At 66.5% G+C, this 25,724-nt stretch carries 25 protein-coding genes; 16 read left to right on the forward strand and 9 right to left on the reverse strand.

From position 1 onward, the window contains the following. Window positions 1–5: 5 nt before the first annotated feature. The 4 genes from ABQE93_RS15835 to ABQE93_RS15850 are packed head-to-tail and all read right to left on the reverse strand — an operon-like array spanning window position 6 to window position 3,566. A complete protein-coding gene (locus ABQE93_RS15835) occupies window positions 6–917 on the reverse strand; it encodes an alpha/beta fold hydrolase (RefSeq protein WP_448409051.1) in 912 nt (303 codons plus the stop codon). Then, entirely contained in the window at window positions 914–1,306 is a 393-nt protein-coding gene (locus ABQE93_RS15840) for a Rieske (2Fe-2S) protein (protein ID WP_448409050.1), read from the reverse strand. Before ABQE93_RS15840 ends, ABQE93_RS15835 begins: the two co-directional genes overlap by 4 nt. 1 nt (window position 1,307) lies before the next feature. Further along, complete coding sequence (locus ABQE93_RS15845) at window positions 1,308–2,450, reverse strand: amidohydrolase family protein (RefSeq protein WP_448409049.1); 1,143 nt, start codon at window positions 2,448–2,450, stop codon at window positions 1,308–1,310. 27 nt (window positions 2,451–2,477) lie between these two features. Continuing rightward, window positions 2,478–3,566 (reverse strand): amidohydrolase family protein, encoded by a 1,089-nt coding sequence (locus ABQE93_RS15850; RefSeq protein WP_448409047.1) that lies wholly within the window; start codon window positions 3,564–3,566, stop codon window positions 2,478–2,480. A gap of 271 nt (window positions 3,567–3,837) precedes the next feature. Here ABQE93_RS15850 and ABQE93_RS15855 point away from each other — a divergent pair, with 271 nt between their 5' ends. The 11 genes from ABQE93_RS15855 to ABQE93_RS15905 all read left to right on the forward strand — a co-directional run bounded on the left by ABQE93_RS15855 (window position 3,838) and on the right by ABQE93_RS15905 (window position 15,851). Beyond that, window positions 3,838–4,836 (forward strand): acyl-CoA dehydrogenase family protein, encoded by a 999-nt coding sequence (locus ABQE93_RS15855; RefSeq protein ID WP_448409045.1) that lies wholly within the window; start codon window positions 3,838–3,840, stop codon window positions 4,834–4,836. Further along, window positions 4,820–5,995, forward strand: coding sequence for an acyl-CoA dehydrogenase family protein (locus tag ABQE93_RS15860; RefSeq protein ID WP_448409044.1), 1,176 nt, complete (start codon window positions 4,820–4,822; stop codon window positions 5,993–5,995). Before ABQE93_RS15855 ends, ABQE93_RS15860 begins: the two co-directional genes overlap by 17 nt. A 1-nt stretch (window position 5,996) precedes the next feature. Next, a complete protein-coding gene (locus ABQE93_RS15865) occupies window positions 5,997–7,223 on the forward strand; it encodes an acetyl-CoA C-acetyltransferase (RefSeq protein ID WP_448409043.1) in 1,227 nt (408 codons plus the stop codon). 1 nt (window position 7,224) lies between these two features. Continuing rightward, window positions 7,225–8,004: an enoyl-CoA hydratase/isomerase family protein gene (locus tag ABQE93_RS15870; protein WP_448409042.1), complete on the forward strand. Its 780-nt coding sequence runs from the start codon at window positions 7,225–7,227 to the stop codon at window positions 8,002–8,004. 22 nt (window positions 8,005–8,026) lie between these two features. Further along, window positions 8,027–9,325 carry an acyl-CoA dehydrogenase family protein gene (locus tag ABQE93_RS15875; protein ID WP_448409040.1) on the forward strand — a complete coding sequence of 433 codons (1,299 nt, stop codon included), beginning with the start codon at window positions 8,027–8,029 and terminating at the stop codon, window positions 9,323–9,325. Between the two features lie 17 nt (window positions 9,326–9,342). Continuing rightward, window positions 9,343–10,113 (forward strand): SDR family NAD(P)-dependent oxidoreductase, encoded by a 771-nt coding sequence (locus tag ABQE93_RS15880; RefSeq protein ID WP_448409039.1) that lies wholly within the window; start codon window positions 9,343–9,345, stop codon window positions 10,111–10,113. 94 nt (window positions 10,114–10,207) lie between these two features. Continuing rightward, complete coding sequence (locus ABQE93_RS15885; RefSeq protein WP_448409038.1) at window positions 10,208–11,335, forward strand: LLM class flavin-dependent oxidoreductase; 1,128 nt, start codon at window positions 10,208–10,210, stop codon at window positions 11,333–11,335. Then, window positions 11,332–12,501, forward strand: a complete 1,170-nt coding sequence (locus tag ABQE93_RS15890) for a sulfotransferase family protein (protein ID WP_448409036.1) — start codon at window positions 11,332–11,334, stop codon at window positions 12,499–12,501. Before ABQE93_RS15885 ends, ABQE93_RS15890 begins: the two co-directional genes overlap by 4 nt. Before the next feature lie 2 nt (window positions 12,502–12,503). Continuing rightward, window positions 12,504–13,268 carry a sugar phosphate isomerase/epimerase family protein gene (locus ABQE93_RS15895; protein ID WP_448409034.1) on the forward strand — a complete coding sequence of 255 codons (765 nt, stop codon included), beginning with the start codon at window positions 12,504–12,506 and terminating at the stop codon, window positions 13,266–13,268. Between the two features lie 7 nt (window positions 13,269–13,275). Then, entirely contained in the window at window positions 13,276–14,490 is a 1,215-nt protein-coding gene (locus tag ABQE93_RS15900) for a DUF1214 domain-containing protein (protein WP_448409033.1), read from the forward strand. Continuing rightward, window positions 14,487–15,851 carry an amidase family protein gene (locus tag ABQE93_RS15905; protein ID WP_448409031.1) on the forward strand — a complete coding sequence of 455 codons (1,365 nt, stop codon included), beginning with the start codon at window positions 14,487–14,489 and terminating at the stop codon, window positions 15,849–15,851. Before ABQE93_RS15900 ends, ABQE93_RS15905 begins: the two co-directional genes overlap by 4 nt. 48 nt (window positions 15,852–15,899) lie before the next feature. Here ABQE93_RS15905 and ABQE93_RS15910 read toward each other — a convergent pair whose 3' ends face one another. The 5 genes from ABQE93_RS15910 to ABQE93_RS15930 all read right to left on the reverse strand — a co-directional run bounded on the left by ABQE93_RS15910 (window position 15,900) and on the right by ABQE93_RS15930 (window position 19,585). Next, window positions 15,900–16,334 (reverse strand): hypothetical protein, encoded by a 435-nt coding sequence (locus tag ABQE93_RS15910; RefSeq protein ID WP_448409149.1) that lies wholly within the window; start codon window positions 16,332–16,334, stop codon window positions 15,900–15,902. 63 nt (window positions 16,335–16,397) lie between these two features. Then, window positions 16,398–17,762, reverse strand: a complete 1,365-nt coding sequence (locus ABQE93_RS15915) for a cytochrome P450 (RefSeq protein ID WP_448409030.1) — start codon at window positions 17,760–17,762, stop codon at window positions 16,398–16,400. A 25-nt stretch (window positions 17,763–17,787) separates the two neighbouring features. Further along, window positions 17,788–17,982: a ferredoxin gene (locus ABQE93_RS15920; RefSeq protein WP_448409029.1), complete on the reverse strand. Its 195-nt coding sequence runs from the start codon at window positions 17,980–17,982 to the stop codon at window positions 17,788–17,790. A gap of 16 nt (window positions 17,983–17,998) precedes the next feature. After that, window positions 17,999–18,859: a mycofactocin-coupled SDR family oxidoreductase gene (locus ABQE93_RS15925; protein ID WP_448409027.1), complete on the reverse strand. Its 861-nt coding sequence runs from the start codon at window positions 18,857–18,859 to the stop codon at window positions 17,999–18,001. Window positions 18,860–18,886: 27 nt separating this feature from the next. After that, the gene (locus ABQE93_RS15930; RefSeq protein ID WP_448409026.1) at window positions 18,887–19,585 is read right to left on the reverse strand and encodes an SDR family NAD(P)-dependent oxidoreductase; all 699 of its coding nucleotides are present in this window, start codon (window positions 19,583–19,585) and stop codon (window positions 18,887–18,889) included. Between the two features lie 265 nt (window positions 19,586–19,850). Here ABQE93_RS15930 and ABQE93_RS15935 point away from each other — a divergent pair, with 265 nt between their 5' ends. Genes ABQE93_RS15935 through ABQE93_RS15955 form a run of 5 tightly spaced genes read left to right on the forward strand, consistent with a single transcriptional unit; the run spans window position 19,851 to window position 25,719 of the window. Continuing rightward, window positions 19,851–21,350 carry an aldehyde dehydrogenase family protein gene (locus ABQE93_RS15935; protein WP_448409148.1) on the forward strand — a complete coding sequence of 500 codons (1,500 nt, stop codon included), beginning with the start codon at window positions 19,851–19,853 and terminating at the stop codon, window positions 21,348–21,350. Further along, window positions 21,347–22,555 (forward strand): CaiB/BaiF CoA transferase family protein, encoded by a 1,209-nt coding sequence (locus ABQE93_RS15940; RefSeq protein WP_448409025.1) that lies wholly within the window; start codon window positions 21,347–21,349, stop codon window positions 22,553–22,555. The genes ABQE93_RS15935 and ABQE93_RS15940 overlap by 4 nt, the downstream gene beginning before the upstream one ends. Before the next feature lie 26 nt (window positions 22,556–22,581). Continuing rightward, window positions 22,582–23,757: a Zn-ribbon domain-containing OB-fold protein gene (locus ABQE93_RS15945; RefSeq protein ID WP_448409023.1), complete on the forward strand. Its 1,176-nt coding sequence runs from the start codon at window positions 22,582–22,584 to the stop codon at window positions 23,755–23,757. Continuing rightward, window positions 23,754–24,920, forward strand: a complete 1,167-nt coding sequence (locus ABQE93_RS15950) for a thiolase C-terminal domain-containing protein (protein WP_448409022.1) — start codon at window positions 23,754–23,756, stop codon at window positions 24,918–24,920. The genes ABQE93_RS15945 and ABQE93_RS15950 overlap by 4 nt, the downstream gene beginning before the upstream one ends. Then, window positions 24,910–25,719, forward strand: a complete 810-nt coding sequence (locus ABQE93_RS15955) for an MlaE family ABC transporter permease (RefSeq protein ID WP_448409020.1) — start codon at window positions 24,910–24,912, stop codon at window positions 25,717–25,719. Before ABQE93_RS15950 ends, ABQE93_RS15955 begins: the two co-directional genes overlap by 11 nt. Window positions 25,720–25,724 lie beyond the last annotated feature (5 nt).

Consider the following 25,724-nt stretch of genomic DNA (forward strand, 5'->3'; position numbering starts at 1 on the left):
GTCATCTAGTCGTCCAGGAAGTTCAGGATCGCGGGCGCGGCCTGCACCCACGTGTCGAACATGTTGAAGCGCTTCACCTTTCCCGAGGCGCGCGCTTCACCGGCGCGCTCCCAGGCATCCTCGGGCCAGGGCGGGTCGATGAGCGTCGACCCCTTGATCAGGCAGCTGATCTCCAGCGACGTCCGCTTCGGGTGGTCCATGTCGTTCTCCCCGCCGCGGATGATCAGCGTGGGAACTTTGATGTTGTCGAACATCTCGTCCTCGACGCCGGGAATGGTCTGGCCCGGTTTCGGCACGAAGGCGTTGAGCCAGCGCAGCATCAGCTTGAGGAACTCGTCGGGGTCCATGGCGAGGAACCGCTCGCGGTTGGCGGGGTTCTCGGCGATGCGCTGCTTCCACTCGTCGACCGCGGCAACCGCCTTCATCCCGGCGCCGCGGACGGCCAGGATGCTGGGCACGATGTAGTAGGAGCCCAGGACAAACGACCCGTACACGCCGCCGACGATGTTCCACACCACCAGTTTCCGCACGATCTCGGGATAGAGCATCGTGGTCAGCATCGAGTCGCGGGCACCGCCCGAGCCGCCGGCGATGATGCACGGCCCGATGTCGAGCCCGGTGATCAGCGCGTGCAGTGTCTCGGCGCGCATGTGTGATTCGCTCTGCCCGTAGAACTGCACGTCGGACTTGCCGCAGTTGGGCCGGTCCCACAACAGCACGCGGTAACCGCCCTTCACGAGTTCCTGCGCCAGCGGCCGCAGGCCCTCGATGTCCTTGCTGAACCGGCCGCCGGGTGTCAGCGCGATGAATTCGCCTTGCTTGCCGAGGATCTCGTAGACGACGTTTCCGCCGTTGATCTCGAAAACCTCCTCACCGCGCTTGAGCGTGGGCCCGGACTTCTCTTCGGTTGTGGTCATGCCTGTACCAGCACCTCGTTACCAACGACACGGACCGGGTAGGTCCGGATACTCCATTCGGGTTTGACGGCAGTGGTGCCGGTGGCCAGTTCGAAACCCCACTGGTGCCACGGGCAGTAGATGAACTCCAGATCGCGGACCATCACCGCGTCGCCGGGGACGCTTTCGTCGACGATGGTGCGGCCACGGGCACGACCCGAACACAGCGGGCCGCCTTCGTGCGGGCAGTAGTTCGCGATCGCGTAGAACGTCCCGTGGACGTTGTAGACGCCGACGCCGTGTCGGCCGATAGGCACGAGTTTGTGTGTCCCTGGCGGGATTTCGTCGACTGTGGCGACGACGTGTTCACGCCCCTGGGCCAGCCGGGGCGGTTTCTTCTCGTCGGTCAACTCAGAACACCCGCACCTGGCCCTCGAGCGCCGGAACGGTCTCTGGCAGCTTGTACGTCTCGATCCCGTTGCGGAACATCACGGCCTCGCGCGCATGCTGGGGCAGGTGCTTGACCAGCCAGCGCGGGTCGTCGAACGTCCAGTGCGGGTAGTCCGAGGAGAAGAGCAGAATCTTCTCGCATTCCATCCACTCGAACGCGCGGGTCAGCTCCGTCTTGTCCTCGGGGTAGTCCAGCGGCTGGGTGGTGAACTTGATGTGGTCCTTGACGTACTCCGATGGCTTGCGCTTGATGTCCACCCACGGCTTGCGGGCCTCGTAGATGGCGTCCATCCGCCACATCAGCGGCAGGATCCAGGTGAACGCGTGCTCGACGAACACGATGCGCAACGTCGGGAACCGGTCGAACACCCCGTCGAAGATCAGGCTCATCACCTGGTTGGCCGCGAGCAGCGAGTAGGTGACCATGAAATCGTGGTTGTAGCTGGGCATGCCGACCGGCGGCATCGGCAGCTCTTCATGGTGGCTGCGCGACAGGTGGCAGCTGACCGTGATGTCGTGCTTGGTGGCGGCTGCCCAGATCGGGTCGTACTTCGGATCGCCCCATGACGGCCGCGGTTCGGCCTTGATCAGCGTCTGCGCCATGTAGGGGTGGCCCGCCCAGCGCTCGATCTCGCGCGCGCTGGCCTGCGGGTCCTCGATCGCCAGGCAGATCGAGCCGCGCCACCGCTCGTGCCAGTTGTTGTGGCTGTCGAGCCAGTGGTTGGCCTGCCAGTCGTTCAGCGCCACCGACATGGCGTGCTGGGTTTCGACGGTGCGGGCCGGGTAGGCGGCGGGCTCCAGGATCGCGATGTCGGCGCCCGCCTCCATGATCAGCTGCTTGAACGCCAGATCGGGGTCGCTGCAGGCGAATTCGCCGTCCGGCGGGAACGTGTCGACGCGCATCGCGTACGAGTGCGCGTAGTCGGGCGCGTCGTAGTAGATCTGCTCGCCGACTTTTCGGGTGAGGAAGTACTTGCTGCGCCACGGCTCCGGGATGTACTGGACCAGCTCGCCGCGACGCGGGGTCGGGTGCACGTCGGAGTCGACACACCGAATGGCGACGCGCTCGGTTGCCGGCTTTCTCTCTGTCGCTGTGACCGTCATCGTGGCCTCCCTATCCGAAGTCTTCTATCACTTTGCGCCAACGCCGGCCCCGACGTCTATGCCGTAGAGTTCCGCGGCGTTTCGCCAGCACAGCTTGTCGCGTTGTTCCGGCGTGTACGACGCGGGCACGGTGAGCTTGTTGTGCTGCCAGTGCGGATAGCTGGAGCCGAACATCACCATGTTCTCCTTGCCGGTGAAGCCGAACCACTCACCGGCGAACTCGACATCCCCGGGCCCGTCGAGTGCGCCCTGGATGAAATAGACGTGTCCGGGCAGGTAATCGCTCGGGATCTTCGGCGCCCACGGCGTCTGCTCCAGATGGGGTCTGCCGAAGCAGTCCATCCGCCACATGAACGGGGTGAGCATGTCGGCAGCGCCGTCGGCCCAGACGAACTTCAGCGCGGGCATCCTTTCGAATACCCCCTCCGCGATCATGTTCATCAGGTGATACAGGTAGTTCAGCGCCATGAACCCGACGTACTGCTCGTAGGTGCGGGTGTTGCCGGACGGCGTGGGCGCCGCGGCGACACCGGCGCCGACTTCGATGTGCACCGCAACCGGCAGGTTCGCCTCGATGGCGGCCTCCCACAACGGCCAGAACTGCGGCTTGCCGTACAGCTCGCGCGACTGCAGCGGCACCCCGATCTGCACGACGCGCGGATGATCTTTGTACTTGTCGATTTCGCGCAGCGCGCCCACGATGTCGTCGGGGTTGATCCGGATGGTGCCGCGGTATCGCTCGGCGTACGGGTTGTCCTCGAGCCAGCGTGACACCAGCATCTCGTTGTGGGCGGCGGCAAGCGCGGTGCCCAGGTGACGGTCCGGCATGATGCCGCGGGTCATCGGGTGCAGCACGGCGACGTCCACCCCGCCGTCGTCGAACAGATGCTTTCCGACCAGTTCGGGATCCGAGCCGGGATACTGCCGGTCGGGCCCTTGGGTGCCCGGGGCGTACTCGCCGCCGGGAGCGCCGTACCAGTCCATCTCGTAGTCGGGGAACCCGCGACTGCGAAACGGCTCACGAAGGATGGCGCGCAGGTCTTTGTTCGACTTGCTGAAGATGTGCACGCTCGCGTCGATGACAGGCGTCTTCTCGCCCCCGGGAAGTTCGATCACCTCAGGCCTCCGATGTCGGTCCGGTCGACCGATTTCCATGTTGGGCACCAGCACGTGCAGACGCCGGGCATATCCCCATAGTAAAGCCTTGTTCTTCAAAGGCAAGAATTGTGTTCTCCAGCAGATCGCTTACTTCTGTGCAGGTCAGGGTGTGCGCTGGTCAGTCGCTTGGCATGCGTCGGCCGAAACGTGGTAGTCCTCTATCGAGAACGGTTACAGCATCTAACGAGAATGTTATTCTCGTACGGTCTGATTATCCCGGGAGGCCTTGGTGTTATTGGAGTTCGACGCTGACCAGCGGCTCTGGCAGGAGACCGTGCGGGACGCGGTGACCAAGCAGTGCCCGGCCTCCCTGATCCGCGGGATCGCGGAGAACGGCGTCGACCCGGCGCCGCTGTGGAAGACCTACGTCGACGCGGGCTGGACCGAGCTCAGCGACGCCGAAAACGCCGTCGAGCTGGCGATCGTGCTCGAAGAACTGGGCCGGGCCACCGACCCCACCCCGTTTCTGGCGACGTTGACCCAGTTCGCCCCGCTGGCCGGTGACCGCTTCGATCCGCAACGGGCCGGCACCGCGGTCTACGACGGGGTGACCGCCCACCGCGACGCCGACGGTTGGGTGCTCAACGGCACGGCCCGACACGTGCTCGACGGCGACCGCGCCGAGCGCTTGGCCGTCGTCACCGAGGCCGGCGTCTTCATCGTCGACGCCGACCGGACCACGACGCGGCGCAGCCCGGTCTTCGACCCCGTGCTGCACGTCGCCGAGGTGTCCTTCGCCGACGTGCGGGTGCCCGACGACGCGCGGGTTCCCGCCGACCCCGAGCGGGCCCGCCATGTCGCGCTGACCGGGATGGCCGTCACTACCGTCGGCGCCTGCCAGCGCATCCTGGATCTGGTCCTCGAACACGTCAAGCAGCGCCAGCAGTTCGGCGTCGCGATCGGCTCGTTCCAGGCCGTCCAGCACAAGGCCGTCGACATGCACGTCGCCACCGAACGCGCGCGTGCGCTCGCGTACTTCGCGGCGCTGACGATCGCCGAAGACGACCCGCGCAGGCGGCTGGCCGCGGCGATGGCCAAGGCGTCGGCGGGTGAGGCCCAGGCAGTGGTGTTCCGCCACGGCCTGCAGCTGTTCGGCGCGATGGGTTTCACCTGGGAGAACGACCTGCAGTTCGCGCTGAAGCGGGCCAAGGCCGGCGAGCACCTGCTCGGCGGCGCCGCCGAGCATCGCGCGATCATCGCCGAGGAGTTTCATGCAGCTGACTTTTGATTCCGACGTCGAGGAGTTCCGCGCCGAGTTCGCGGCGTTCCTCGACGAGCACCTGCCGTCGGAAACGCAGACGTTGGAGCGGCCGCGTTCGGTGTCGCACATGCCGCAGTGGGCGCGCGACTGGCAACGCCTGCTGTTCGACAACGGCTGGCTGCTGCCCGCCCAGCTGCCCGAATTCGGCGGGCGCAACGCCACGGTGCTGCAGCAGTTCGTCCACCTCGACGAGTTGTGCCGCCGCCGCATCTATCACAGCTTCAACCCGCAGGGCGTGAACATCATTGCGGCATCGCTGCTTTCGTTCGGTTCAGACGAGCAGAAGCACCGCTGGGCGGTGCCGGTGCTCAAGGCCGAGATCACCGCATCGCTCGGGATGAGCGAGCCGAGCGCCGGCTCCGATCTGGCGTCGCTGCGCACCCGTGCCGTCCAAGACGGCGACCATTTCATCGTCAACGGGCAGAAGGTGTGGACGTCGGGCGCACACGACGCCGACTTCCTGTTGACGTTCGTCCGCACCGACCCGGATGCGCCCAAGCACAAGGGCATCAGCGTGCTGATCATCCCGACCGACACCCCGGGGGTGGTGTGCCGTCCGTTCGCCGACCTGTGCGGTGAGGAGAACAAGGACTTCAACGAGGTGTTCTTCACCGACGCCCGGGTTCCCGCCGAGAACCTGGTCGGTCCGCTCAACGGCGGGTGGGGCGTGGCCAACGGCTCGCTCGGCCATGAACGCACCATGATGTGGCTGGGTTTCGCCGACCGCATCGACAACATGATCTCCGATTTCCGCCCTCGCGATGCGCTGCAGCGCGACCAATACGCGACGGCGATCATGGATTACCAGGCACTGCGGGCGATGGGTTCGGCGGCGTTGGCCCGCGCGGCCCGCGGTGAGATGGACACCGCCTCGGTGTCGGTGCTCAAGCTGTTCGGCTCGGAGGCCGAGATGCGGGCGATGGACACCGCTTTCACCGCCTCAGGCGCCGACGGGCTGATTCATCCGTCGACGACGGGTCGATACGAGCACATGAACCTCGACCATTACTTCGCCAGTTGGTTCGAGCGTTATGCACGCAGCTTCTCCGGAACCATCGCCGGCGGCACCTCGGAGATCCAGCGCAACATCATCGCCACCCAGGTCCTCGGTCTGCCGCGGCGCTGACATGGACGCCTGGATCGTCGACGCCGTACGCACACCGAGGGGACGGGGCCGGGCCGACGGCGCCCTGCACGGCATCCACCCGCAGGAGCTGTTCGCGCAGTGCCTGAAGGCGCTATGTGCCGGAACAGGTTTCGATCCGGCTGACGTCGACGACGTGGTCGCGGGCAACGGAATTCTGGCCGGCGAGCACGGCGACGACATCGCCCGCCTCTCGGTGCTTCTCGCGGGCTGGCCGGAGACCGTGCCCGGGATGACGCTCAACCGGTTCTGCGGTTCAGGTCAGCAGGCGATCACGGTCGCGGCGACCGGCGTGGCCAGCGGCGTGCAGGATTTGGTGGTCGCGGGCGGTGTCGAGTCGATGTCGCGGTGGAGCGTCGGCGTCGGCGTGCCGACGATCGACGGCGACAACCCGGCGTTCCGCGAACGTCATCCCACGGTGCCGCAGGGCATCTCGGCGGATCTGATCGCCTCGCTGGAGAAATTCAGCCGCGAGGACGTCGACGCGTACGCCGTCGAGAGCCAGCGGCGCGCGGCCGATGCGATCGCGGCGGGATACTTCGACCGATCGGTCATCGCGGTGACCGATGCCGGCGGTGAGGTCGTCCTCGACCGCGACGAACATCCCCGGCCCGGAACGACTTTGGAAAAGCTGGCCAAGCTGCCGCCGGCGTTCGCGCAGATGGGCGCGGCGTGCGTCGACGGTGAGGCCGCCACCTTCGACGAGATCTGCCTCGACCGGTATCCGGGGCTGACGGCCATCGAGCACGTGCACCACGCGGGCAACTCCTCCGGCGTGGTCGACGGCGCGGCGGTCGCAGCGGTGGCATCCCGACGCTGGCTGGACGCCAACGGCGTTGCCGCGCGGGCCAGGATCCGGTGCACGGCGGCGATCGGCAGCGAGCCGGTCATCATGCTCACCGCGCCGGGACCCGCCGCCCAACGGTGTCTGGAGAAAGCCGGGATGTCCACCGACGACATCGATCTCTGGGAGATCAACGAAGCGTTCGCGGCGGTGCCGTTAAAGACGATCCGCGACCTGGACCTCGATCCGGCGCAGGTCAACGTCAACGGCGGGGCGATCGCGCTCGGCCACCCGATCGGGGCGACGGGAGCCATGCTCATCGGCACCGTCCTCGACGAACTCGAGCGCCGCGACCTGAACACCGGGCTGGTCACGATGTGCACCGGCGGTGGCATGGGCACGGCCACCATCATCGAGCGGGTCTGACGTGCCCGAGGCGCTGATCGTCGACCGCAACCAACCCGGCATCGTCGCCCTGCAGCTCAACCGGCCCAGGCAACTCAACGCGATCAACGAGATCATGCGCGACGAACTGGCGCAGGCCCTCGCCGAGATCGCCGCCGATACCTCGGTCAACGCCGTGGTGCTGACCGGCGCCGGGCGCGGGTTCTGCTCCGGCATCGACGTGCGTAATTTCGGTGCCGGAATGTTGGAGGTATCGGCACCGGCGATCGACCGGATGCGCTTCCAGGAGACGATGGCCGCACTCCCGCAGGCCATCTGGGCCCTGCCGCAACCGGTGGTGGCCGCCGTGAACGGGCCGTGCGTCGGCGCGGGCCTCGCGCTGTGCCTGGCCGCCGACATCCGGATCTGCTCCACCGCGGCGAGTTTCGGTAACGCCGCGATCCTGCTGGGGCTTTCGGGTGCGGAGATGGGCATGAGCTACCACCTGCCCAGGATCGTCGGTACCAGCGTCGCGGCGGACTGGATGTTGACCGGGCGCAGCGTCGGCGCCGAGGAGGCCGACCGCCGGGGGCTGGTCAGCGAGATCGTCGAACCGGACCGGTTGGCCGAGCGCGCATTCGAGATCGCGTCGACGATCGCCGGTCTGTCGCCGCTGGGTGTTCAACTGACCAAGCGTGCGCTGCAGACCAACACCGACGCGGCGGGCCTCGCGGCCGCCATGGAATTGGAGAACCGCAACCAGGTGCTCAGCCACGCCACCGACGAAGCCGCGCAACGACGTCAGAAGTGGTCAGACACCTGAAGCGCCGACGGAAGGACGGGCGATGGCCTGGGATTTCTCGACCGACCCCGAGTGGGCCGAGCAGCTGGCGTGGGTTGCGGAGTTCGTCCGCAACGAATGCGAGCCCATCGACCTGATCGTCAAGGAGTCACACGACCTCAACGATCCGGTGCGCCAGGCGCTGATCCCCCCGCTGCAGGAGATCGTGAAAGAGCGCGGGCTGTGGGCCACCCACCTGGGCGCGCACCTCGGCGGTCCCGGATACGGCCAAGTCAAACTCGCGCTGCTCAACGAGATCCTCGGCCGGTCCGAGTGCGCGCCGATCGTGTTCGGCTCCCAGGCACCGGATTCCGGCAACAGTGAGATCCTCGCGCACTACGGCACGCCCGAACTCAAACAGCGGTACCTGGAGCCGCTGCTGGACAACCGGATCGTGTCGTGCTTCTCGATGACCGAACCGCACGGCGGCGCCGACCCGAAAGTGTTCACCACCACCGCCACCCGCGACGGCGATCACTGGGTGATCAACGGTGAGAAGTGGTATTCGTCGTTCGCGTCGATGGCGTCGTTCATCATCGTGATGGCGATGACGGATCCCGAAGCGCCGCCGTACGAACGCTATTCGATGTTCGTCGTGCCCGGCGACACACCGGGGATCAACGTGCTGCGCGACGTCGGGCTGGGCTATCAACCGCTCGGGGGCGGTGGGCGCGAGGGATATGTGCGCTACGAGAACGTCCGGGTTCCCGACGACCACATGCTGGGTCCGCGCGGCGGTGCGTTCGTGGTGGCCCAGACCAGGCTCGGCGGCGGGCGTATCCACCACGCCATGCGCACCGTCGGGTTGGTGCGGCGGATCTTCGACATGCTCACGGAGCGGGCGGTGTCGCGCTACACCCAGGGATCGGTGCTGGCGGACAAGCAGATGGTGCAGGAGATGATCGCCGACTCGTGGATGGAGATCGAGGCGTTCCGGCTACTGACGCTGCAGACCGCGTGGAAGATCGACCAGTACAACGACTACAAGGCGGTGCGTGCGGACATCTCCGCCGTCAAGGCCATGATGCAGAAGGTGTTACACGACGTGTCGGCGCGGGCGTTGCAGTTGCACGGTTCGCTGGGCACCTCGCATGAGATGCCGTTCGTGCAGTACCTGACGGAGTCGTTCGTGCTCGGACTGGCCGACGGGCCCACCGAGGTGCACAAGGTGACGCTGGCGCGGTTGCTGCTCAAGGACGTCGAACCCGCGCCGGACGTGTTCCCGTCCGAGCACCTGCTGCGGCTGAGGGCAGCCGCCGAAGCCAAGTTCGCCGACAAACTCGCGGGTATTCCGCGGAACTGAGGCCAGGAGGTCCCACCATGGCGTGTGACGGCAAGGTCGCCCTCGTCACCGGCAGCAGCCGAGGGCTCGGCAAGGCGATCGCCCTGCGGCTCGCGAGCGAAGGAGCCACGGTCGCGCTGACCGCGCGGACCATGGAACCCGATCCCAAATACCAAGGCTCACTACGTCAGACGCTTGAGGAGATCGAATCCGCGGGCGGGACGGCGGTCGCGGTGGCCGCGGATCTGTCCGACGTCGAGGAACGCGGCCGGCTGTTCGCCGAGCTTGTGCAACAGGTCGGTGCGCCCGACATCCTCGTCAACAACGCCGCGGTCACCTTCCTGCGCCCGCTCGACGAGTTCCCCGAGCGCCGGGTGCGGCTGATGATGGAGATGCACGTGATGGCGCCGCTGCACCTGTCCCAGCTGGCGATACCGGCCATGCGGGAGCGCGGCCGCGGCTGGGTGCTCAACGTGACGTCGGTCGGCGGCGACCTGCCCGACGGGCCGCCGTTCTCCGATTTCGACCGCAGCGCCGGGTTCGGGGTGTACGGCACGGTGAAGGCGGCGCTGAACCGGCTGACGAAAAGCCTTGCGGCCGAACTTTACGACGACGGCATCGCGGTCAACGCCGCGGCGCCGACCCAGCCGGTCGCCACCGAGGGCGCCGGCGCGCTCGACCTGGCCAAGACCGACACCGAGGACATCTCGCTGATCACCGAGACGGCGTTTCGCTTATGCACCGGCGATCCGAAGACGTTGACCGGCCTTATTGCCCACTCCCAGTCGTTTCTGGCGCAAGAGCCGTGAAGCCCCCCGTGATGCGCGAGTGTGTGATTGTGTCACGCCATTGGGCGGTTCCACGTGACGGTAACCCACGTTCGGCGCACGGAGGAGCGTTCGAGTGAGGGTTCAGCCGGCCGCATACCTGCGCACCACGCTGCCGCTGGACCTGTCGGTGCTCAGCGAGCTCGACAGCGGCCGCTACCACTCGATCTGGCTACCCGATCACATGGTCAGCTTCTGGCCGGACTCCATCTGGACACCGGAATTCACCGACCTGGCAACGGTTTCCCCGTCACCGCACCGCCACCTGGACGCGATGGCCGTCGCGGCCGCCGCTGCGGTGCTGACCAGTAACGTCCCGCTGGTGACCAGCGTCGTCGACACCGTGCGACGTCATCCGTCGCTGCTTGCCCAGAGCGCGCTGACCATCGACCATCTGGCCAAGGGCCGTTTCATCCTCGGGCTGGGCAGCGGCGAGACCGAGAACACCGTGCCCTACGGGTTCGACTTCACCAAGCCGGTCAGCCGCTTCGAGGAAGCGCTGCACGTGATCCGGCTGCTGTGGGACAGCGACGGCCCCGTCGATTTCGACGGGCAGTTCTACCGGCTGCGGCACGCCCGGCTGGACACCGAACCCTACGGCGGTCGCTTACCCCCGATCTGGATCGGGGCGAGCGGGCCGCGCACGCTGGACATCGTCGGACGGTACGCCGACGGTTGGTGGCCGACCGGTGCGTGGACCCCCGAGGACTACGCCGAAAAACTGAGCGCGGTAAGGGCTTCCGCGGATCGGGCCGGACGCGATCCGATGGCCATCACCCCGTGCTACATCCAGGTGTGCCTGATCGGCCGCGACGATGCGGCGCTGCAAGAGATCTTGGCTGCGCCGCTGGTGAAGGCGTTCCTGCTGCAGGTATCGGCGCCGCTGCTGCGCAGCCTCGGCTACGAGCACCCGATGGGTGAGAACTGGCGCGGGTATCAGGACATCGACCCCGCGGTTCTCACCCGCGACCGGATCTTGGAATTCCTCGCAGGCGTGCAGCCCGAGATGATCCTGGCGGTCATCCCGCACGGCACACCGAATCAGGTCGCGCGCGTCGTCAAGGATTATGTCGATGCGGGCCTGCGCGTGCCCAAGATCCTGGACTATGGCGCTATGGCGGGACTGCAGTACGCGGCCGCGTCGGCGCAGCACGTGCGCGAGGCCGAGGACGAACTTCTGCGGTTGTGCGGAGATGTGCGGTGACCGCACGGTTGGACGCGACGGCGATGCTGGACCGGGCCCAGGCCGACACCGGGCTACAGGACTACGGTGACGTCAGCCTGCCGCAGCGGTTCTCGCTGGTCGTCGAGCACCTCAACGGCATCGGCATGGATGCCGAGGCCGCTCGCCAGGCCGCCGGGGTGTGTCACTGGTTGCTGACGTCGCGACTGCAGTTCTTCGAAGACCGGCGCCGATATCCCTTGGCCGATGAGGTGATCGAGCGGCCCATGTTCGTCACGGGCGAACCGCGGTCGGGCACCACGTTGATGCACGCGCTGATGTCGGTGGATCCCGACGCGCGTGCCCTGCGCTTCTGGGAGGTGATGTATCCGTCGCCGCCGCCGGGTATCGCCGCCCCAGACGATCCCCGCCGCGCCCGTGCGGATTCCGACTGGCGGGAGATCAACGCGAAACTGCCGAAGTGGCTGCACAGCCACCCGTATAACGACATGCTCGGCGACGGTCTGCCCGAGGACGAACGCACTTGGGCCTTCGACTTTCGGGTGATGACGCCGACGGCGTGGTGGCGGGTGCCGATGCAGACCGTCGTCGGCGGCCTGCCCACCGATCCCGCGGCGCAGTACCGCATCCACAAGGCGATGCTGCAACAATTCCAGTACCGCCGGCCACCTAAACAGTGGGTGCTCAAGGGTTTTCACGGCTTTCGGCTCGACGACCTGTTCGCGGCCTATCCCGACGCCAAGTTGATGTGGCTGCACCGCGATCCCGTCCAGGTGGCGGCGTCACGCACGATGATGATGGCCGATATCGCTGAAGGGATCGTCGGCGCCGTCGACCTTCGGACAGCGGCAAAGACGCACCTGAACCTGACCCGCGAGAGCATCGAGAACACGATGACCAACCCGCTGGTGAGCGACCCGCGGATCCTGCACGTGCGCTACGCGGACTTCATCGCCGACCAGGTCGGCACCGTGCGCCGGTTCTACGACTTCTGCGGCCGGACCTTGAGCGCGCACGCGGAGGCGGCGATGCGGGCCTATCTGGTGAACAACCCCGGCGACCGGCACGGCAAGTTCCGGTACTCGACGAGCCTGCTGACCGACATCGGTGAGGATCTCGACGCCCTGCACGAAGAGTTCCGCCCGTTCCGCGAGCGGTTCGGCGTCGAAATCGAGAAGCGGAACTGACCGTGCACGAACGGATCTCGGTGCACAGCGTGACATTTCTCGGCACCTCGTTGCGCGAACTGCAATTCCACTGCGAATCCCTGGGCCTGCGACGGCTCAGCCTCATCGACACCCAACTCGCCGAACCCCACCTGGTCGACCTCGTCGCACAGCACGGCTATGTGGTCGACTCGGTCTACCACCTGTTCACGTCCACCGCGGCGCTGTCCCGGGTCATCGACGCCGCGGCAGCGGTGGATGCGCGCGTGATCTACATGCTGACCGGAGGCCGCGGCGAGCACAGTTGGGAGCAGGCCGCCGAACGGTTCTGTGCGGCGGTCGCACCCTGTATCGGGCAGGCCGAAAACGCGGGGGTGAGGCTGGCGATCGAAAACGCCTCGGCGCTGTACGCCGACATGCACATCGCTCACACCCTTCGCGACACCGTCACGCTTGCCGAGATGGCGGGGCTGGGTGTCTGCATCGACTTGTTCCACTGTTGGGCCGAGGCGGGCCTTGCCCGCCTGGTGCGGCAGGCGTTGCCGATCACCCGACAGATCCAACTGAGCGACTACGTGCTCGGCGACCGCGCGCTGCCTGCACGCGCCGTACCCGGCGACGGCGCGATCCCGATCGAGCAGTTCGTCGCGCTGGCGCTCGCGGGCGGCTACCCGCACGGCTTCGACCTGGAACTGATCGGGCCCCGCATCGAGGCAGAAGGACAGTTCGACGCGGCGCGTCGCGGCTGTGAGACCGTATCGACCATGCTCGAAAGACTTGGCGCATAGGGCAGCGATGGCGTTCGGAGACGGGCCCGATGATGCCGCGCTGGACGCGGCGTGGGCGGACTTCTGTGACCGGCTGAAGTCGGCGGGCCGGCGCGTGTTCAAAGACCACAACGCCCCCTCGGGTCTGCAGCGTGCCGACGGCTTCCGATTCCTCACCCAGAACCTCGGGCAGGCGTTCGACCTGGCGCTGGAAACCAAAGACAGCAGCTACCCGGCCATCCACACCTTCTGCAACCCCACCCGCAAGCTCGGCGGAGACTGCGCGGACTTTCTCTACCAGCAGGCATGGATCGACGGGACGTCGACCTATCGCATCGTCGGGCAGCGCGGCACCGCACGCTTTTTCAACATCACCGTGCAAGGGCCGAGGGCCGAGGGGGCCGCGGTGCTGTCCGAACCCTTCGGAGATGTGCCCGAGGTGAACCTGTTCGGCGATCAGTTGGACGTCGAACCCGACGGCGCGTTCGAGATTTACATCGGCGGGCCGCGGCGCGGACCGAACTGGCTGCCCACCACAGCGGGCTCACGAAAACTCTTCATCCGGCAGGGCTTTGACTCGTGGCAGGAACAACCTGCGCGGATGCGCATCGAGCGCGTCGGCATGGAAACGCCCAAACCGCCGCCCACCCCGGCCGCGATGATCGAAGCGATGCAGTGGGCAGGCGATTTCGTGACCGGGCTGATGGACGACTGGCCCGAGTACCCGTTCCGCTACGGAGGGGTGGACGCCGAACACCCCAACCGCTTCCCGGACGTCGACCGCACAGACGCCGACGCCAAACGCGGCCGCGCGGCGACGAACATGCACTGGGTGATCGGCCCCGACGAAGCGCTCGTCGTCGAGTTCGACGCCCACGAGGGGCTGTGGATGTTGACGAACATGGGCGTGTTCTTCACCAGCATGGACTACCTGTACCGGCCGGTGAGCTACACGCCCAGCCGAACCGCGGTCGACAGTGACGGCAAGATCCGCTTGGTGCTCGCACATCAGGATCCGGGGTACCACAACTGGATCGACACCCAGGGTTTCGAGCGCGGAAACCTCACCTATCGGCACATGCTCGACGGGGCGCCCGCCGAACTGCGCACCCGACTCGTCAAGGCCGCCGACCTGGGTGATGTGCTGCCGGAGGACAGTAAAACCGTGAGCACAGACGAGCGAATCGTGCAGATGTGGCGGCGGTTCAACGCAATTCGGCAGCGTTACGGATGGGGACCATGACCGATATCGCGCTCCAGCCCGCTCGCCGCCTGGCCGAAGCGATTCGGCGCCGCGAGCTGTCCAGCCGTGAACTGCTCGAGCACCACCTGTCGCGGGTCGAGCGGTTCAACCCGGCGCTGAACGCCGTCGTGACACTGGATCCCGACGGCGCCCGCCGCGCGGCCGACGCCGCCGACGCCGCGCTGGCGCGCAACGAGGCCGTCGGCCCATTGCACGGTGTTCCGCTGACGGTCAAGGACACCTACGAGACCGCGGGGATGCGCACCACCGCTGGGCACCCCGAGTGGGACCGTGTGCCAGAGCACGACGCCGAGGCGGTCCGGCGACTGCGTGCGGCGGGCGCGGTGATCTTCGGCAAGACCAACACACCGACCCGCGCCGCCGACTGGCAGACGTTCAACCCGATCTTCGGCACCACCAACAACCCGTGGGACACCACCCGCACCCCTGGCGGCTCCTCTGGCGGTGCGGCCGCTGCGCTGGCCACCGGGATGACCGCGCTGGAACTCGGCAGCGATATCGCGGGATCCATTCGGGTGCCGGCGAATTGGTGCGGCGTGTGCGGTCACAAACCCAGCTGGGGAATCGTACCGCAGCGCGGACATCTGCCGCCGCCACCGGGCGCGCTGGCCGAAAGCGATCTCGGGGTGATGGGCCCGATGGCCCGCGGCGTCGCCGACCTCGAAGTTGCGCTCGAGGTCCTCGCGGGACCGACCAGGCTGTCGGCCGCCGGCTGGCGCCTCGAACTGCAACCGGCGCGCGCGTCGACGCTGGGGGAGTTGCGGATAGCGACGTGGCTCGACGACACGGACTACCCGGTGGAGTCCGACGTCCGCGCGGTGCAAGACGCAGCCGTGACCGCGCTGTCCGACGCCGGCGCGCGGCTGGTCGACGCGAAACCCCCGGTGACGCTTGCCGAGCTGGTCGGCCTGCACCAGATATTGCTGTACCCGCTGATGGACCCGATGTCGACGCTGTCACACCGGCAGTGGATGGCGGCCGACGAGCGGCGCCAACTGGTGCGGGCCAAGTTGGCGGAGTTTTTCCGTGACGTGGACGTGGTGCTGATGCCGATCACCGTCGTACCCGCCGTCACCCACGACCATCACGAGCCGTTCATCGAGCGCTTGATTCCGTTCGGAGATGAAAGCCGTTCGTACTTCGATCTTTTCGGTTGGGTCGGGCTCGCCACCGTGGCGTACCTACCCGCCACCGCCGTTCCGGTCGGCCGCACCGCCGATGGCCTGCCCGTCGGCCTGCAGGTCGTCGGCCCCTACCTCGAGGACCGCACCACGCTGGCGGTTGCGCGCCATATCGAGCAAGTGTGCGGTGGCTTCGTCACCCCGCCCGGTTACACGTGATTTGTGTGCGTTTTGTTGCGCTGAGCGCTCCTAAACGCACACAAATCGCTACAGTCGGCGCAGCGCGAACGTCCAGAACTGGGTTCCCGGCGGACCGCCGAAGCAGCCGACGTCGTACACCGAGTCGATGGTGCCGGCCAGCGACACCTCGTCCCAGGAATAGGTGTCGCGGGTCGGCATCACGTGGCCGGGGCACTGCAGACCGTCGGGCACGTCGACGGTCATCGTGTAGCGCCCGTCTTTCAGCTGGGCCTCGCCGTCGTACTCGTAGTAGAACTTCAACCGCGAGATCCCACTGACGTCGGCGCAGTCCGGTTGTTTGTGCGGATTACACGGCGTGATGAACCACACCCACGACGCCCGGTTGTATCGGTTGGTGAGCAGGTCGTAGTTGCCCCACGTCATCATCGCCGAAGCGGGCGGAGCGACCAACGTCGCCGCCGCCGCCAGCGCGACGGCGACCAGGGCCTTCAGGGCCTTCAGCGATTTCACCAACGTCCTCCTGGCTGCATATCAAACCACCCGACCGGGGATGGGGTGACTTTTTCAGCTGATAACGGCGGGTTCCTTGCGTTCGGTGATCGGTCGCGCGAGCTCCTGCTCGTTGCAAATGCGTTGCAACTTCTCGAGAGTCTCGTCGAGGCCAGGACCCAGCGGCTTGCTCGGGGTGAAGGTGGCGGGCAGGTTGCGCATGCCCTGGATGACGCCGATCGTCTCGTAGTGCACGGTGCCTTCGGGATCACACACGTAGTCGGGCATCCGGTCGAGCACCGCCGTCAGCATCGACTTGAACACCGTGCGCGCGACGTTGGACCCCACGCAGCGGTGCACGCCGATACCGAAGCTGAAGTGGCGGTTGCCTTTTCGGTCCAGCACGATCTCGTTGGGCTTGTCGAACACCGCGGGGTCGCGGTTGGCCATCGCCCACGACAGCCACAGCCGCTCGAACTTCTGGAACTGCTGACCTTCGACCTCGACGTCCTCGGCGAAGGTGCGGCCGTCCCCGGGCGCGGGGGTGAAGAAGCGCAGGAACTCCTCGGTCGCCGGGTGCAGCAGCGTGTCGCGCTCACGGCTGAGCCGTTCGCGCTCGTCGGGGTGCTCGCCGAGCCATTCCAGCGCGTGCGCGGTGAGCGCGGTGGTGGTGTCGAAGCCGCCGCCGATGATCAGGCCGAGGTTGCCGAGGATCTCCATGTCGGGCGCGGGCTCACCGTCGATGCGCAACTGCAGCAGCGCATTGACCAGGCCGGGACGCGGATTCTCGCGGATCTCCATCATGTTGTTGATGATGTCGATGCCCATTTCGCGGTGCTGTTCGTTGATCTTCTCGCGCTCGGGTGCGTGCTCGGGCGTATACACCGACGCATGGGTGGGCTCGCTGTAGACGTTCCACTTCTTCAACTCGATGCCCATCATCGCGAGTGTGAACACGGCGGGCACCACGTTGGCCAGATGCTCGACGAAATCGATGCGGCCGCTTTCGATGTGTTCGTCGAGTGCGGCGCGGGTGATCTCGTCGACGAACGGTTCCCAGCGCTTGATCGCCGCCGGCGACAGGTACGGGTTGAGCGCACCGCGGTAGGTGCTGTGCTCGGGCTCGTCCATCTCGAGGATCCCGCCGCGAACCACGGTGGCCCGGCTGGCTTTCGGGATCGTGATGCCCTGAAACGGTGTCTCACCGGTGATGTCGTGATGGTTGGACACCGCCGGGCAGCGCGCCAACTCGAACACGTACTTGCTGTCGGCGGCCACCCAGTGCCCGTTGTAGGTGTCGGTCCACGCTATCGGGCACCGGGACTGCATTTCCTCGGTGATCTTTTCGAACTGCAACCGGTATTCCGGTGTGTGGCGATCGAAGTGATACCGATTCTTCTTGCGATCGCTGTCGGCGGCGCTCAAGTCGTCGACGCTCACGTCTGGTCTCCTGTGTTCTGCTCGGTCACTCTTCGATCGTGATGGCTTGCTCTGGGCAGGAGTGCGCGGCTTCGCGCACCGCGTCCTCCTGATCGGGTGGAACCACTTCGTTGACCGGCGACGAAGTGCCGTCAATATCGCTGAGCTCGAACGATTCCGGCGCGATCATCGCGCACAGGGTGTGGCCCTGGCACCGTTCCGAGTCGACGTAAACCTTCATCTGCGTTGACCTCCGGTTAGTTGTGGTAGTCGTACCACTTGAGATAGCCGCCGGCGTCCACCCGTATCTGCATCCCGGTCACGTAACGGGCTTCGTCGGAGGCCAACCACAACACGGCGTTGCTGATGTCCTCGGGCTCGATCCACGGCACCTTCATCGCCTGCTGCACATAGAACACCGGCTCGGCGTCCTGCAGCGTCGGCTTCTCCAGGTCGGGGCGGAACGACCGGTACATCGGTTCGCTGCGCAACATGTCGGTGTTGCAGTTGGTCGGATGCACCACGTTGGCCCGGATGCCGCGCGGCGCCAGTTCGGTCGCCAGGTCGTGGACGTATGCCGACAGCGCGCGCTTGGAGTGCACGTAGGCCATCCCGCCCGGGTCGTTGCCGGGATCGTTCTTCTGGTGGGTGTCCATCAGCGCCGCGGTGGATCCCGTCGCCACGATCGCCGCGCCCTCAGACAGGTGCGGCAGCGCGACGTTGATCGCGTTGATCGTGCCGACCAGGTTGGTGTTGATGACGTCGACCCAGGCTTGAAGCGGCGGTTGGCCTTTCATGCCGGCGACGCCCGCCTGGGCGACGACGATGTCGACCTTGCCGAACTCGCCGATGCCGCGCTCCAGCGCCTCACGCAGCTGGGCGGCCTCGCGGACGTCGGCCTGCGCGGTCACCGCGGTGCGGCCGGTCTTCTCGACGAGCTTGCCGGTCTCCTCGAGGTCCTCCGGGGTGGCCATCGGGTAGCCGATGGTCGGGATGTCTTGGCACAGGTCGACCGCGATGATGTCGGCGCCCTCTTCGGCCAGCCGCACCGCGTGGCTGCGTCCCTGTCCGCGCGCCGCGCCGGTGACGAATGCGACCTTTCCTTGTACGCGTCCCACTTCGTTGTGTCCTTTCGTTATCGGCAATTAGGTGTTTCGGCCGCCGTTGACGCCCAAGATCTGTCCGGTGATGTAGCCCGCCTCCTCCGAGACGAGAAATGCGCAAGCGGCCGCGATGTCCTCGGGCCTGCCGATGCGGCGCACCGGCGTGGTGTCGATGCTCTCCTGCACCTTGAGGTAGCCGCGTTCTTCGGACTTGCGCAGCATCGGGGTGTCGATGAACCCGGGCGGCACGGCGTTGACCGTGATGCCGCTCGGCCCGTATTCCAGCGCCAGTGATTTGGTCAACCCGTTGACCGCCGACTTGGCCGCCACGTACGGCGACATGTACGGCTGCCCGGAATGGGTGCTGGAGGAGGAGATGTTGACGATGCGTCCCCAGCCGGCCTCGATCATGTCGGGCAGCACGGCCTGCACACAGTGGAAGACACCGTTGAGGTTGACGTCGATGACCTTCTGCCAGTCCTCGAACGTGATGTCGGTGAAGCGTTTGAAGCGTTCGAGGCCGGCGGCGTTCACCAGAACCGTCACGGGCCCGAGTTGGGCGCGCACCGCGGCGAGGGCGTCATCGATCTGCGAGCGGTCCGTCACGTCGGCGGTGTAGGCGAACTCGGCGTCGGATGCGGTGATGTCGATCGTGGCGACGTGCAGACCGTCGGCGCGCAACCGTTGCGCGACGGCCGCTCCGATGCCCGAACCACCACCGGTCACGACGGCGTTCTTCATGCCACCGCCCGAACGTCAACTATCAAGAATCGTCCTTCCGATTATGAGAACCGTACTCTCGGCAACTGCGATCCCGCAAGACATCACGCCTGGTCGATTCGCATCGATGAGACGTTGGGCCGACGATTGTCGCACCATTAAAGCGCAGGCAGCGGGGATTCTGATCATTTCCTTGAGTTCTCTTCGTACGAATGTATGATTCGCCGAGGATGAGAATGAAGTTTCCATCACATTGCACCAGATGGGACGTGTGCTGAGGAGGATGATGCAGGAAGCGACCACGATCCCGAACGGCAATCAACCGGCGGACACCACCGCCGCGAAAGCCGACCGGCGCATGCTGATCGACGGGCAGCTGCTCGAGACCACGCGGACGTTTCCTTCTCTTAATCCGGCCACCGGCGAGGTGCTCGGCCACGCCCCCGACGCCACCGTCGCCGACGCCCACGCGGCGGTCGCGGCGGCGCGTCGCGCGTTCGACGAAACCGCATGGGCGACGGATGCGCAGTTCCGTATCAGGTGCCTGGAGCAGTTGCATCAGGCGCTCGTCGAACACCGCGACGAACTCGCCGACCTGACCATTGCCGAGGTCGGCGCGACGCCCGCGCTGTGCGCAGGAGCCCAGCTCGACCAGCCGATCGCGATCGTGCGGTACTACGCCGATCTTCTGAAGAGCTATCCGATGACCGAAGACCTCGGCAACATCGAAAGCCGCGGCATGCAACATCACCGCTGGGTGGAGAAGGAAGCCGCCGGCGTGGTGGCCGCGATCATCGCCTACAACTATCCCAACCAGCTGGCCCTGGCCAAGCTCGGTCCCGCGCTCGCCGCCGGGTGCACGGTCGTGCTCAAGGCCGCGCCGGACACCCCGCTGATCACCCTCGCGCTCGGCGAGTTGATCGCCAACCACACCGACATCCCGGCAGGCGTCGTCAACGTGCTCAGCGGAGCCGACCCGGACGTGGGTGCGGCGCTGACCACCGCCACTGACGTCGACATGGTCACCTTCACCGGTTCGACGCCGACCGGCAGGCGGATCATGTCGGCCGCCAGCGAGACCCTCAAGCGCGTCTTTCTCGAGCTGGGCGGCAAGTCCGCGGCGATCGTGCTCGACGACGCCGACTTCAACACCGCCGCGTTGTTCAGCGCCTTCAGCATGGTCACCCACGCCGGGCAGGGCTGTGCGCTGACGTCGCGGCTGTTGGTGCCGCGCACACACCACGACGAGATCGTCGCACTGGTCAAGAACAACTTCGGTCTGGTGCGATACGGCAACCCGGCCGAAGAGGGCATCTACATGGGACCGCTGATCAGCGAGCAGCAGCGCGACAAGGTCGACGCCATGGTCAAACGCGCCGTCGACGCCGGCGCCACGCTGGTGACCGGAGGTCAGAAGGTCGACCCGGGCTTCTTCTATACGCCGACACTGCTGACCGACGTCGACCCCGACAGCGAGATCGCCCAGGAAGAGGTGTTCGGCCCGGTGCTGGCGGTCATCGCCTACGAGGACGACGACGACGCGGTGCGCATCGCCAACAACTCCATCTACGGCCTGTCCGGTGCGGTGTTCGGTAGCCAGGACCGGGCGCTGGCGCTGGCGCGCCGGATCCGTACCGGCACCTTCTCCATCAACGGCGGTAACTACTTCAGCCCCGACAGCCCGTTCGGCGGCTACAAACAGTCCGGCATCGGACGCGAGATGGGCACCGCAGGTTTGGAGGAGTTCTTGGAGTCCAAGACGTTCGCGACGGTGGTGGACAAGTGAGCAAGCCGCTCGACGGAATCCGCGTCCTCGAGGTCGCGATGTACGGCTTCGTGCCGTCGGCAGGTGCCGTGCTGCGCGAGTGGGGCGCCGACGTCATCAAGGTCGAACACGCGGTGACCGGAGATCCGCAGCGCGGGCTGCGCCAGACCGGGCTGCTGCGGGTCGAAGGGGACCCCAACCCCAACATCGAACACGCCAACCGGGGCAAGCGCAGCATCGGGCTGGACATGTCGGTGCCGGAGGGCAAAGAGGTCCTGCTGGACCTCGCGCGACGCGCCGACGTGTTCCTGACCAGCTTCCTGCCGGCACACCGGCAGAAGTTCGGTATCGACGTGGACGACATTCGCGCGGTCAACCCCGCGATCATCTACGCGCGCGGCAGCGCGCTGGGCCCACGCGGTGAGGAGTCGGTGAAGGGCGGATACGACATGACCGCCTTCTGGTGCCGCGCGGGCACCGCCGCGACCATCACCCCGCCGGGCACTCCCGGCATGGTCGGTCCGCCAGGACCGGCCTACGGCGACACCATCTCCGGCACCAACCTCGCAGGCGGGATCGCCGCCGCGCTGCTCAAGCGCGAGCGGACCGGCGAGACGTCGGTCGTCGACGTCTCCCTGCTGGGCAGCGGTCTGTGGTCGCTGGGCCATACCGTCGCGCTGACCAAGCACCTCGGCCAACGCATGGAGGCGTTTCCACCGGGCGTGCACGGCTCGCCGATCAATCCGCTTGTCGGGCTGTACCCGACGGCCGACGACCGCTACATCTCCTTTGTGATGATGCAGCCCACCAAGTTCTGGGCCGACGTATGCCGGCACATGGACCTCGAGGAACTCATCGACGACCCGCGGTTCGCCACCACCGAGTCGATCGCCGAGAACACCGAGGCCGCCACGGAGATCCTCAAGGAGGCCATGGCCAAGCGTCCGCTCGCGGAGTGGAGCGAACGCTTCGCGACGCTGCTCGGGCCGTGGGCCCCGGTGCAGGACACCCTGCAGGCGGCCGAGGACGCCCAGATCCGCGCGAACGACTACCTGGTGCCCGCGGGCGAGCTCGAATTGGTCGCGAACCCGGTGCAGTTCGATGTCAAGGCGCCAGAAACCGCCCCCGCACCCGGCTTTGCAGAGCAAACTGACGAAATATTGCTGGAACTCGGCTTGGATTGGGACCGCATCATCGAACTCAAGACGGCCGGCGCGGTCACCTAGGTTGCTGAGAGGTTCTGGATCACCCTATGCCCCATGTCGCTTCGATCGGCACCTACTTGCCGTGCTGGGGTAGCCCCACACGGCGGGTGCCGGGCGACGACGAAGACGCCATCACGCTGGCCGTCGAAGCCGGCCGTGCGGCGTTGCTGGCTAGCGGGGCAGTAGAGCGGGTTGTGCTGGTCAGCCGCAACATGCCGATGCTGGACAGCAGCAGCGCCGCGGTGCTGCTCGCCGGGCTGGGCCTGGATCCGGAACTGGAAGTCGACGAACGCCTCGGTGGCGCGCCGGCGACCGTCGACGCGCTGAGCTCGGCCCGGCCGCGCACGCTGATCATCGGCAGCGACCTCGAACCCGCCGGTGCCGCCGCCGTTCTGACCGCCGAGCGCGGCCTGAAGGTCCGCACCGCGGCCCGCATCGCACGCAGCCTTCCGGTGCGCACCCGCAAAGCGACCGGCGACGTGCACGACTACGGCGACCCCCGGTTGCTGCATGAGCGGGGACTCGTCGCCTCCCTGGAAGCTGCCTGGTTGGACACCCCGGGCGCGGTAGCCGGGGTGGACCACCCCACCGCGGTGGAGCTGAGCATCGGCGATCCACCTGAATTGCCGACCGTCGGGGCGAGCTCCAGCCTGTTCGCGCTAGCCGGGATGGCCGAACGAAACGCGACGGGGCCGCTGGTGGCGGTCGAACAAGCCACCCTGTCCGGCATCACGGTCACCGAAGGCGTGGCCGAATTGCACCGCCGCGAGCCCGCGCCGCAGCCGATGCCCGACGGTCAGTACATCGCCGAGGCGGATCTGCCGATCTCACTGGCCGCATACGAGCGGGCCTTCGAGGCCAAGACGCGTTGGGAAGCAGGCAGGTTCGCCGACAGCGACGGCCTTGACTTCCCGCCCCGCTACCGGCTCGCCGACGACGGGACGCTGTCCACCGGCTACGAACTGGTACCGCTGCCCAGAACGGGAACGGTGTACACGGAAACCACGGTGCAGATGCCGGTGCCAGGGCTGCGCACCCCTTACTCGCTGGTGATCGTCGAACTCGACGGCGTCGGGGTCCGCGCGCTGGTCAAGGTGACCGGAGCAGCGCCCGGCACGGTCGACATCGGTGACCGCGGACGGTTGGCGCTGCGCCGCGTCGCGGTGCGCAGCGGTGTACCCGACTACGGCTACATGTTCGAGCCCGAACAGGTCGCGGCATGAGACGTGTGGCGGTCGTCGGCGCCGGAATGACAGCGTTCGGCGAGCATTTCGCGCTCGGCATGAAGGATCTGCTGCCGATGGCGTTCGCCGAGTGCGCTACCAGCGTGGACAAGGGCATCACCAAACACGACCTGCAGGCTGCATGGTTCGGGGCGATGGGCACCGCCGACGGGTTCCCCGCGGGAATCCTCGCCGACACGCTCGGATTGCCCGACCTGCCGGTGACCCGGGTGGAAAACTCGTGCGCCACCGGAAACGATGCGGTACGCAACGCGTTGTTCGCCGTGGCCTCTGGCGCTTTCGACGTCGCTTTGGTCATGGGAGCCGATAAGCTGCGCGACACCACGTCAGCGGACATGGTGTGGGAGTGGGAGGCGATGGCCCGTGACATGGCGTGGGACTACCCGCTGGGCCTCGTCTCGCCTGCCGGATTCGCCTTGCACGTTCGGCGCTACCTGCACGAGTCACCCGCCACCCGCGAACACCTGGCGATGGTCGCGGTGAAGAACCACCGCCACGGTGTCAACAACCCCAAGGCGCGGTTGCGGTTCGAGATCACCATCGAGCAGGCGCTTCAGGCACCGGTGGTCGTCACCCCGTTCGGGTTGTATGACTGTGCTCCGCAAAGCGACGGCGCAGCAGCGCTGATCCTGGCGGCCGAAGATGTGGTTGACCGCTTCACCGACCGTCCGGTGTGGGTGCGGGGAGTCGGCCTGGGCTTGGATTCGGTGATGCATCAACACAAACCGGATATGACGACGTTTCCCGCAACGGTCCGGGCGGCCAAGCAGGCATTCACCATGGCCGGTATGACACCCGCCGACGTCGACGTGGCCGAAGTCCACGATTTCTTTACAGGCATCGAGTTGATCAGCTATGAAGATCTGGGCTTCGCAGAGCGCTTCGGTGGTTACAAGCTTGTCGAGACCGACGTCACCAGTGTCGGCGGCGCGCTGCCGGTCAACCCAAGCGGCGGGCTGAAGGCCAAAGGTCATCCCCCGGGGGCCACCGGGGTGGCGCAATGCGTTGAGCTTTTCCAGCAGCTCCGTGGAGAGGCGGTCAACCAAGTGGACGGAGCGCGAATCGCCTTGGCGCACAATATCGGTGGACCGACGGCCGTCTCTGCCGTCACCATCCTGGAAGGAGCCGGTGGTGGCTGTTAAGGGTCCGGAGCGGTGGGCGGTTGGGTTGCCGCGGGTGCGTGATTTGTCGGGGCCGATGGCGGCTGTGGGTGGGTTGTTTGCGATGTCGGCTGATGCGGTGCGGTTTGTGTTTCGGCGGCCGTTTCAGTGGCGGGAGTTTTTGGAGCAGTGTTGGTTTATTGCGCGGGTGGCGTTGGCGCCGACGTTGTTGGTGGCGATTCCGTTCACGGTGTTGATTAGTTTCACGCTCAATATTTTGTTGCGGGAGTTGGGTGCGGCGGATTTGTCGGGGGCCGGTGCTGCGTTTGGTGCGGTGACGCAGGTGGGTCCGATTGTGACGGTGTTGATTGTGGCGGGGGCGGGGTCGACGGCGATTTGTGCGGATTTGGGGTCGCGCACGATTCGTGAGGAGATCGATGCGATGGAGGTGTTGGGGATTGATCCGGTGCAGCGGTTGGTGACGCCGCGGATGTTGGCATCGGGGTTGGTGGCGTTGTTGCTCAATAGTTTTGTGGTGGTCATCGGGATTGTGGGTGGCTATATGTTTTCGGTGTTTATTCAGGATGTGAATCCGGGGGCGTTCGCGGCGGGGATCACGTTGTTGACTGGGGTGCCGGAGGTGATCATCTCGTGTGTGAAGGCGGCGTTGTTTGGGGTGATCGCGGGGTTGGTGGCGTGTTATCGGGGGTTGTCGATTACTGGGGGTGGGGCTAAGGCGGTGGGTAATGCGGTCAACGAGACGGTGGTGTATGCGTTTATGGCGTTGTTTGTGATCAATGTGGTGGTGACCGCGATCGGTATCCGGATGACGGCGGGTTAGGGCCG

The sequence above is a fragment of the Mycolicibacterium sp. XJ662 genome, assembly GCF_053484035.1.

Excerpts from the sequence above, each read along its gene's own strand:
- ABQE93_RS15835 (WP_448409051.1), bottom strand. The coding sequence starts at position 917 with ATGACCACAACCGAAGAGAAGTCCGGGCCCACGCTCAAGCGCGGTGAG.
- ABQE93_RS15845 (WP_448409049.1), bottom strand. The coding sequence starts at position 2,450 with ATGACGGTCACAGCGACAGAGAGAAAGCCGGCAACCGAGCGCGTCGCC.
- ABQE93_RS15860 (WP_448409044.1), top strand. The coding sequence starts at position 4,820 with ATGCAGCTGACTTTTGATTCCGACGTCGAGGAGTTCCGCGCCGAGTTC.
- ABQE93_RS15865 (WP_448409043.1), top strand. The coding sequence starts at position 5,997 with ATGGACGCCTGGATCGTCGACGCCGTACGCACACCGAGGGGACGGGGC.
- ABQE93_RS15875 (WP_448409040.1), top strand. The coding sequence starts at position 8,027 with ATGGCCTGGGATTTCTCGACCGACCCCGAGTGGGCCGAGCAGCTGGCG.
- ABQE93_RS15880 (WP_448409039.1), top strand. The coding sequence starts at position 9,343 with ATGGCGTGTGACGGCAAGGTCGCCCTCGTCACCGGCAGCAGCCGAGGG.
- ABQE93_RS15900 (WP_448409033.1), top strand. The coding sequence starts at position 13,276 with ATGGCGTTCGGAGACGGGCCCGATGATGCCGCGCTGGACGCGGCGTGG.
- ABQE93_RS15905 (WP_448409031.1), top strand. The coding sequence starts at position 14,487 with ATGACCGATATCGCGCTCCAGCCCGCTCGCCGCCTGGCCGAAGCGATT.
- ABQE93_RS15920 (WP_448409029.1), bottom strand. The coding sequence starts at position 17,982 with ATGAAGGTTTACGTCGACTCGGAACGGTGCCAGGGCCACACCCTGTGC.
- ABQE93_RS15930 (WP_448409026.1), bottom strand. The coding sequence starts at position 19,585 with ATGAAGAACGCCGTCGTGACCGGTGGTGGTTCGGGCATCGGAGCGGCC.
- ABQE93_RS15935 (WP_448409148.1), top strand. The coding sequence starts at position 19,851 with ATGCAGGAAGCGACCACGATCCCGAACGGCAATCAACCGGCGGACACC.
- ABQE93_RS15945 (WP_448409023.1), top strand. The coding sequence starts at position 22,582 with ATGCCCCATGTCGCTTCGATCGGCACCTACTTGCCGTGCTGGGGTAGC.
- ABQE93_RS15950 (WP_448409022.1), top strand. The coding sequence starts at position 23,754 with ATGAGACGTGTGGCGGTCGTCGGCGCCGGAATGACAGCGTTCGGCGAG.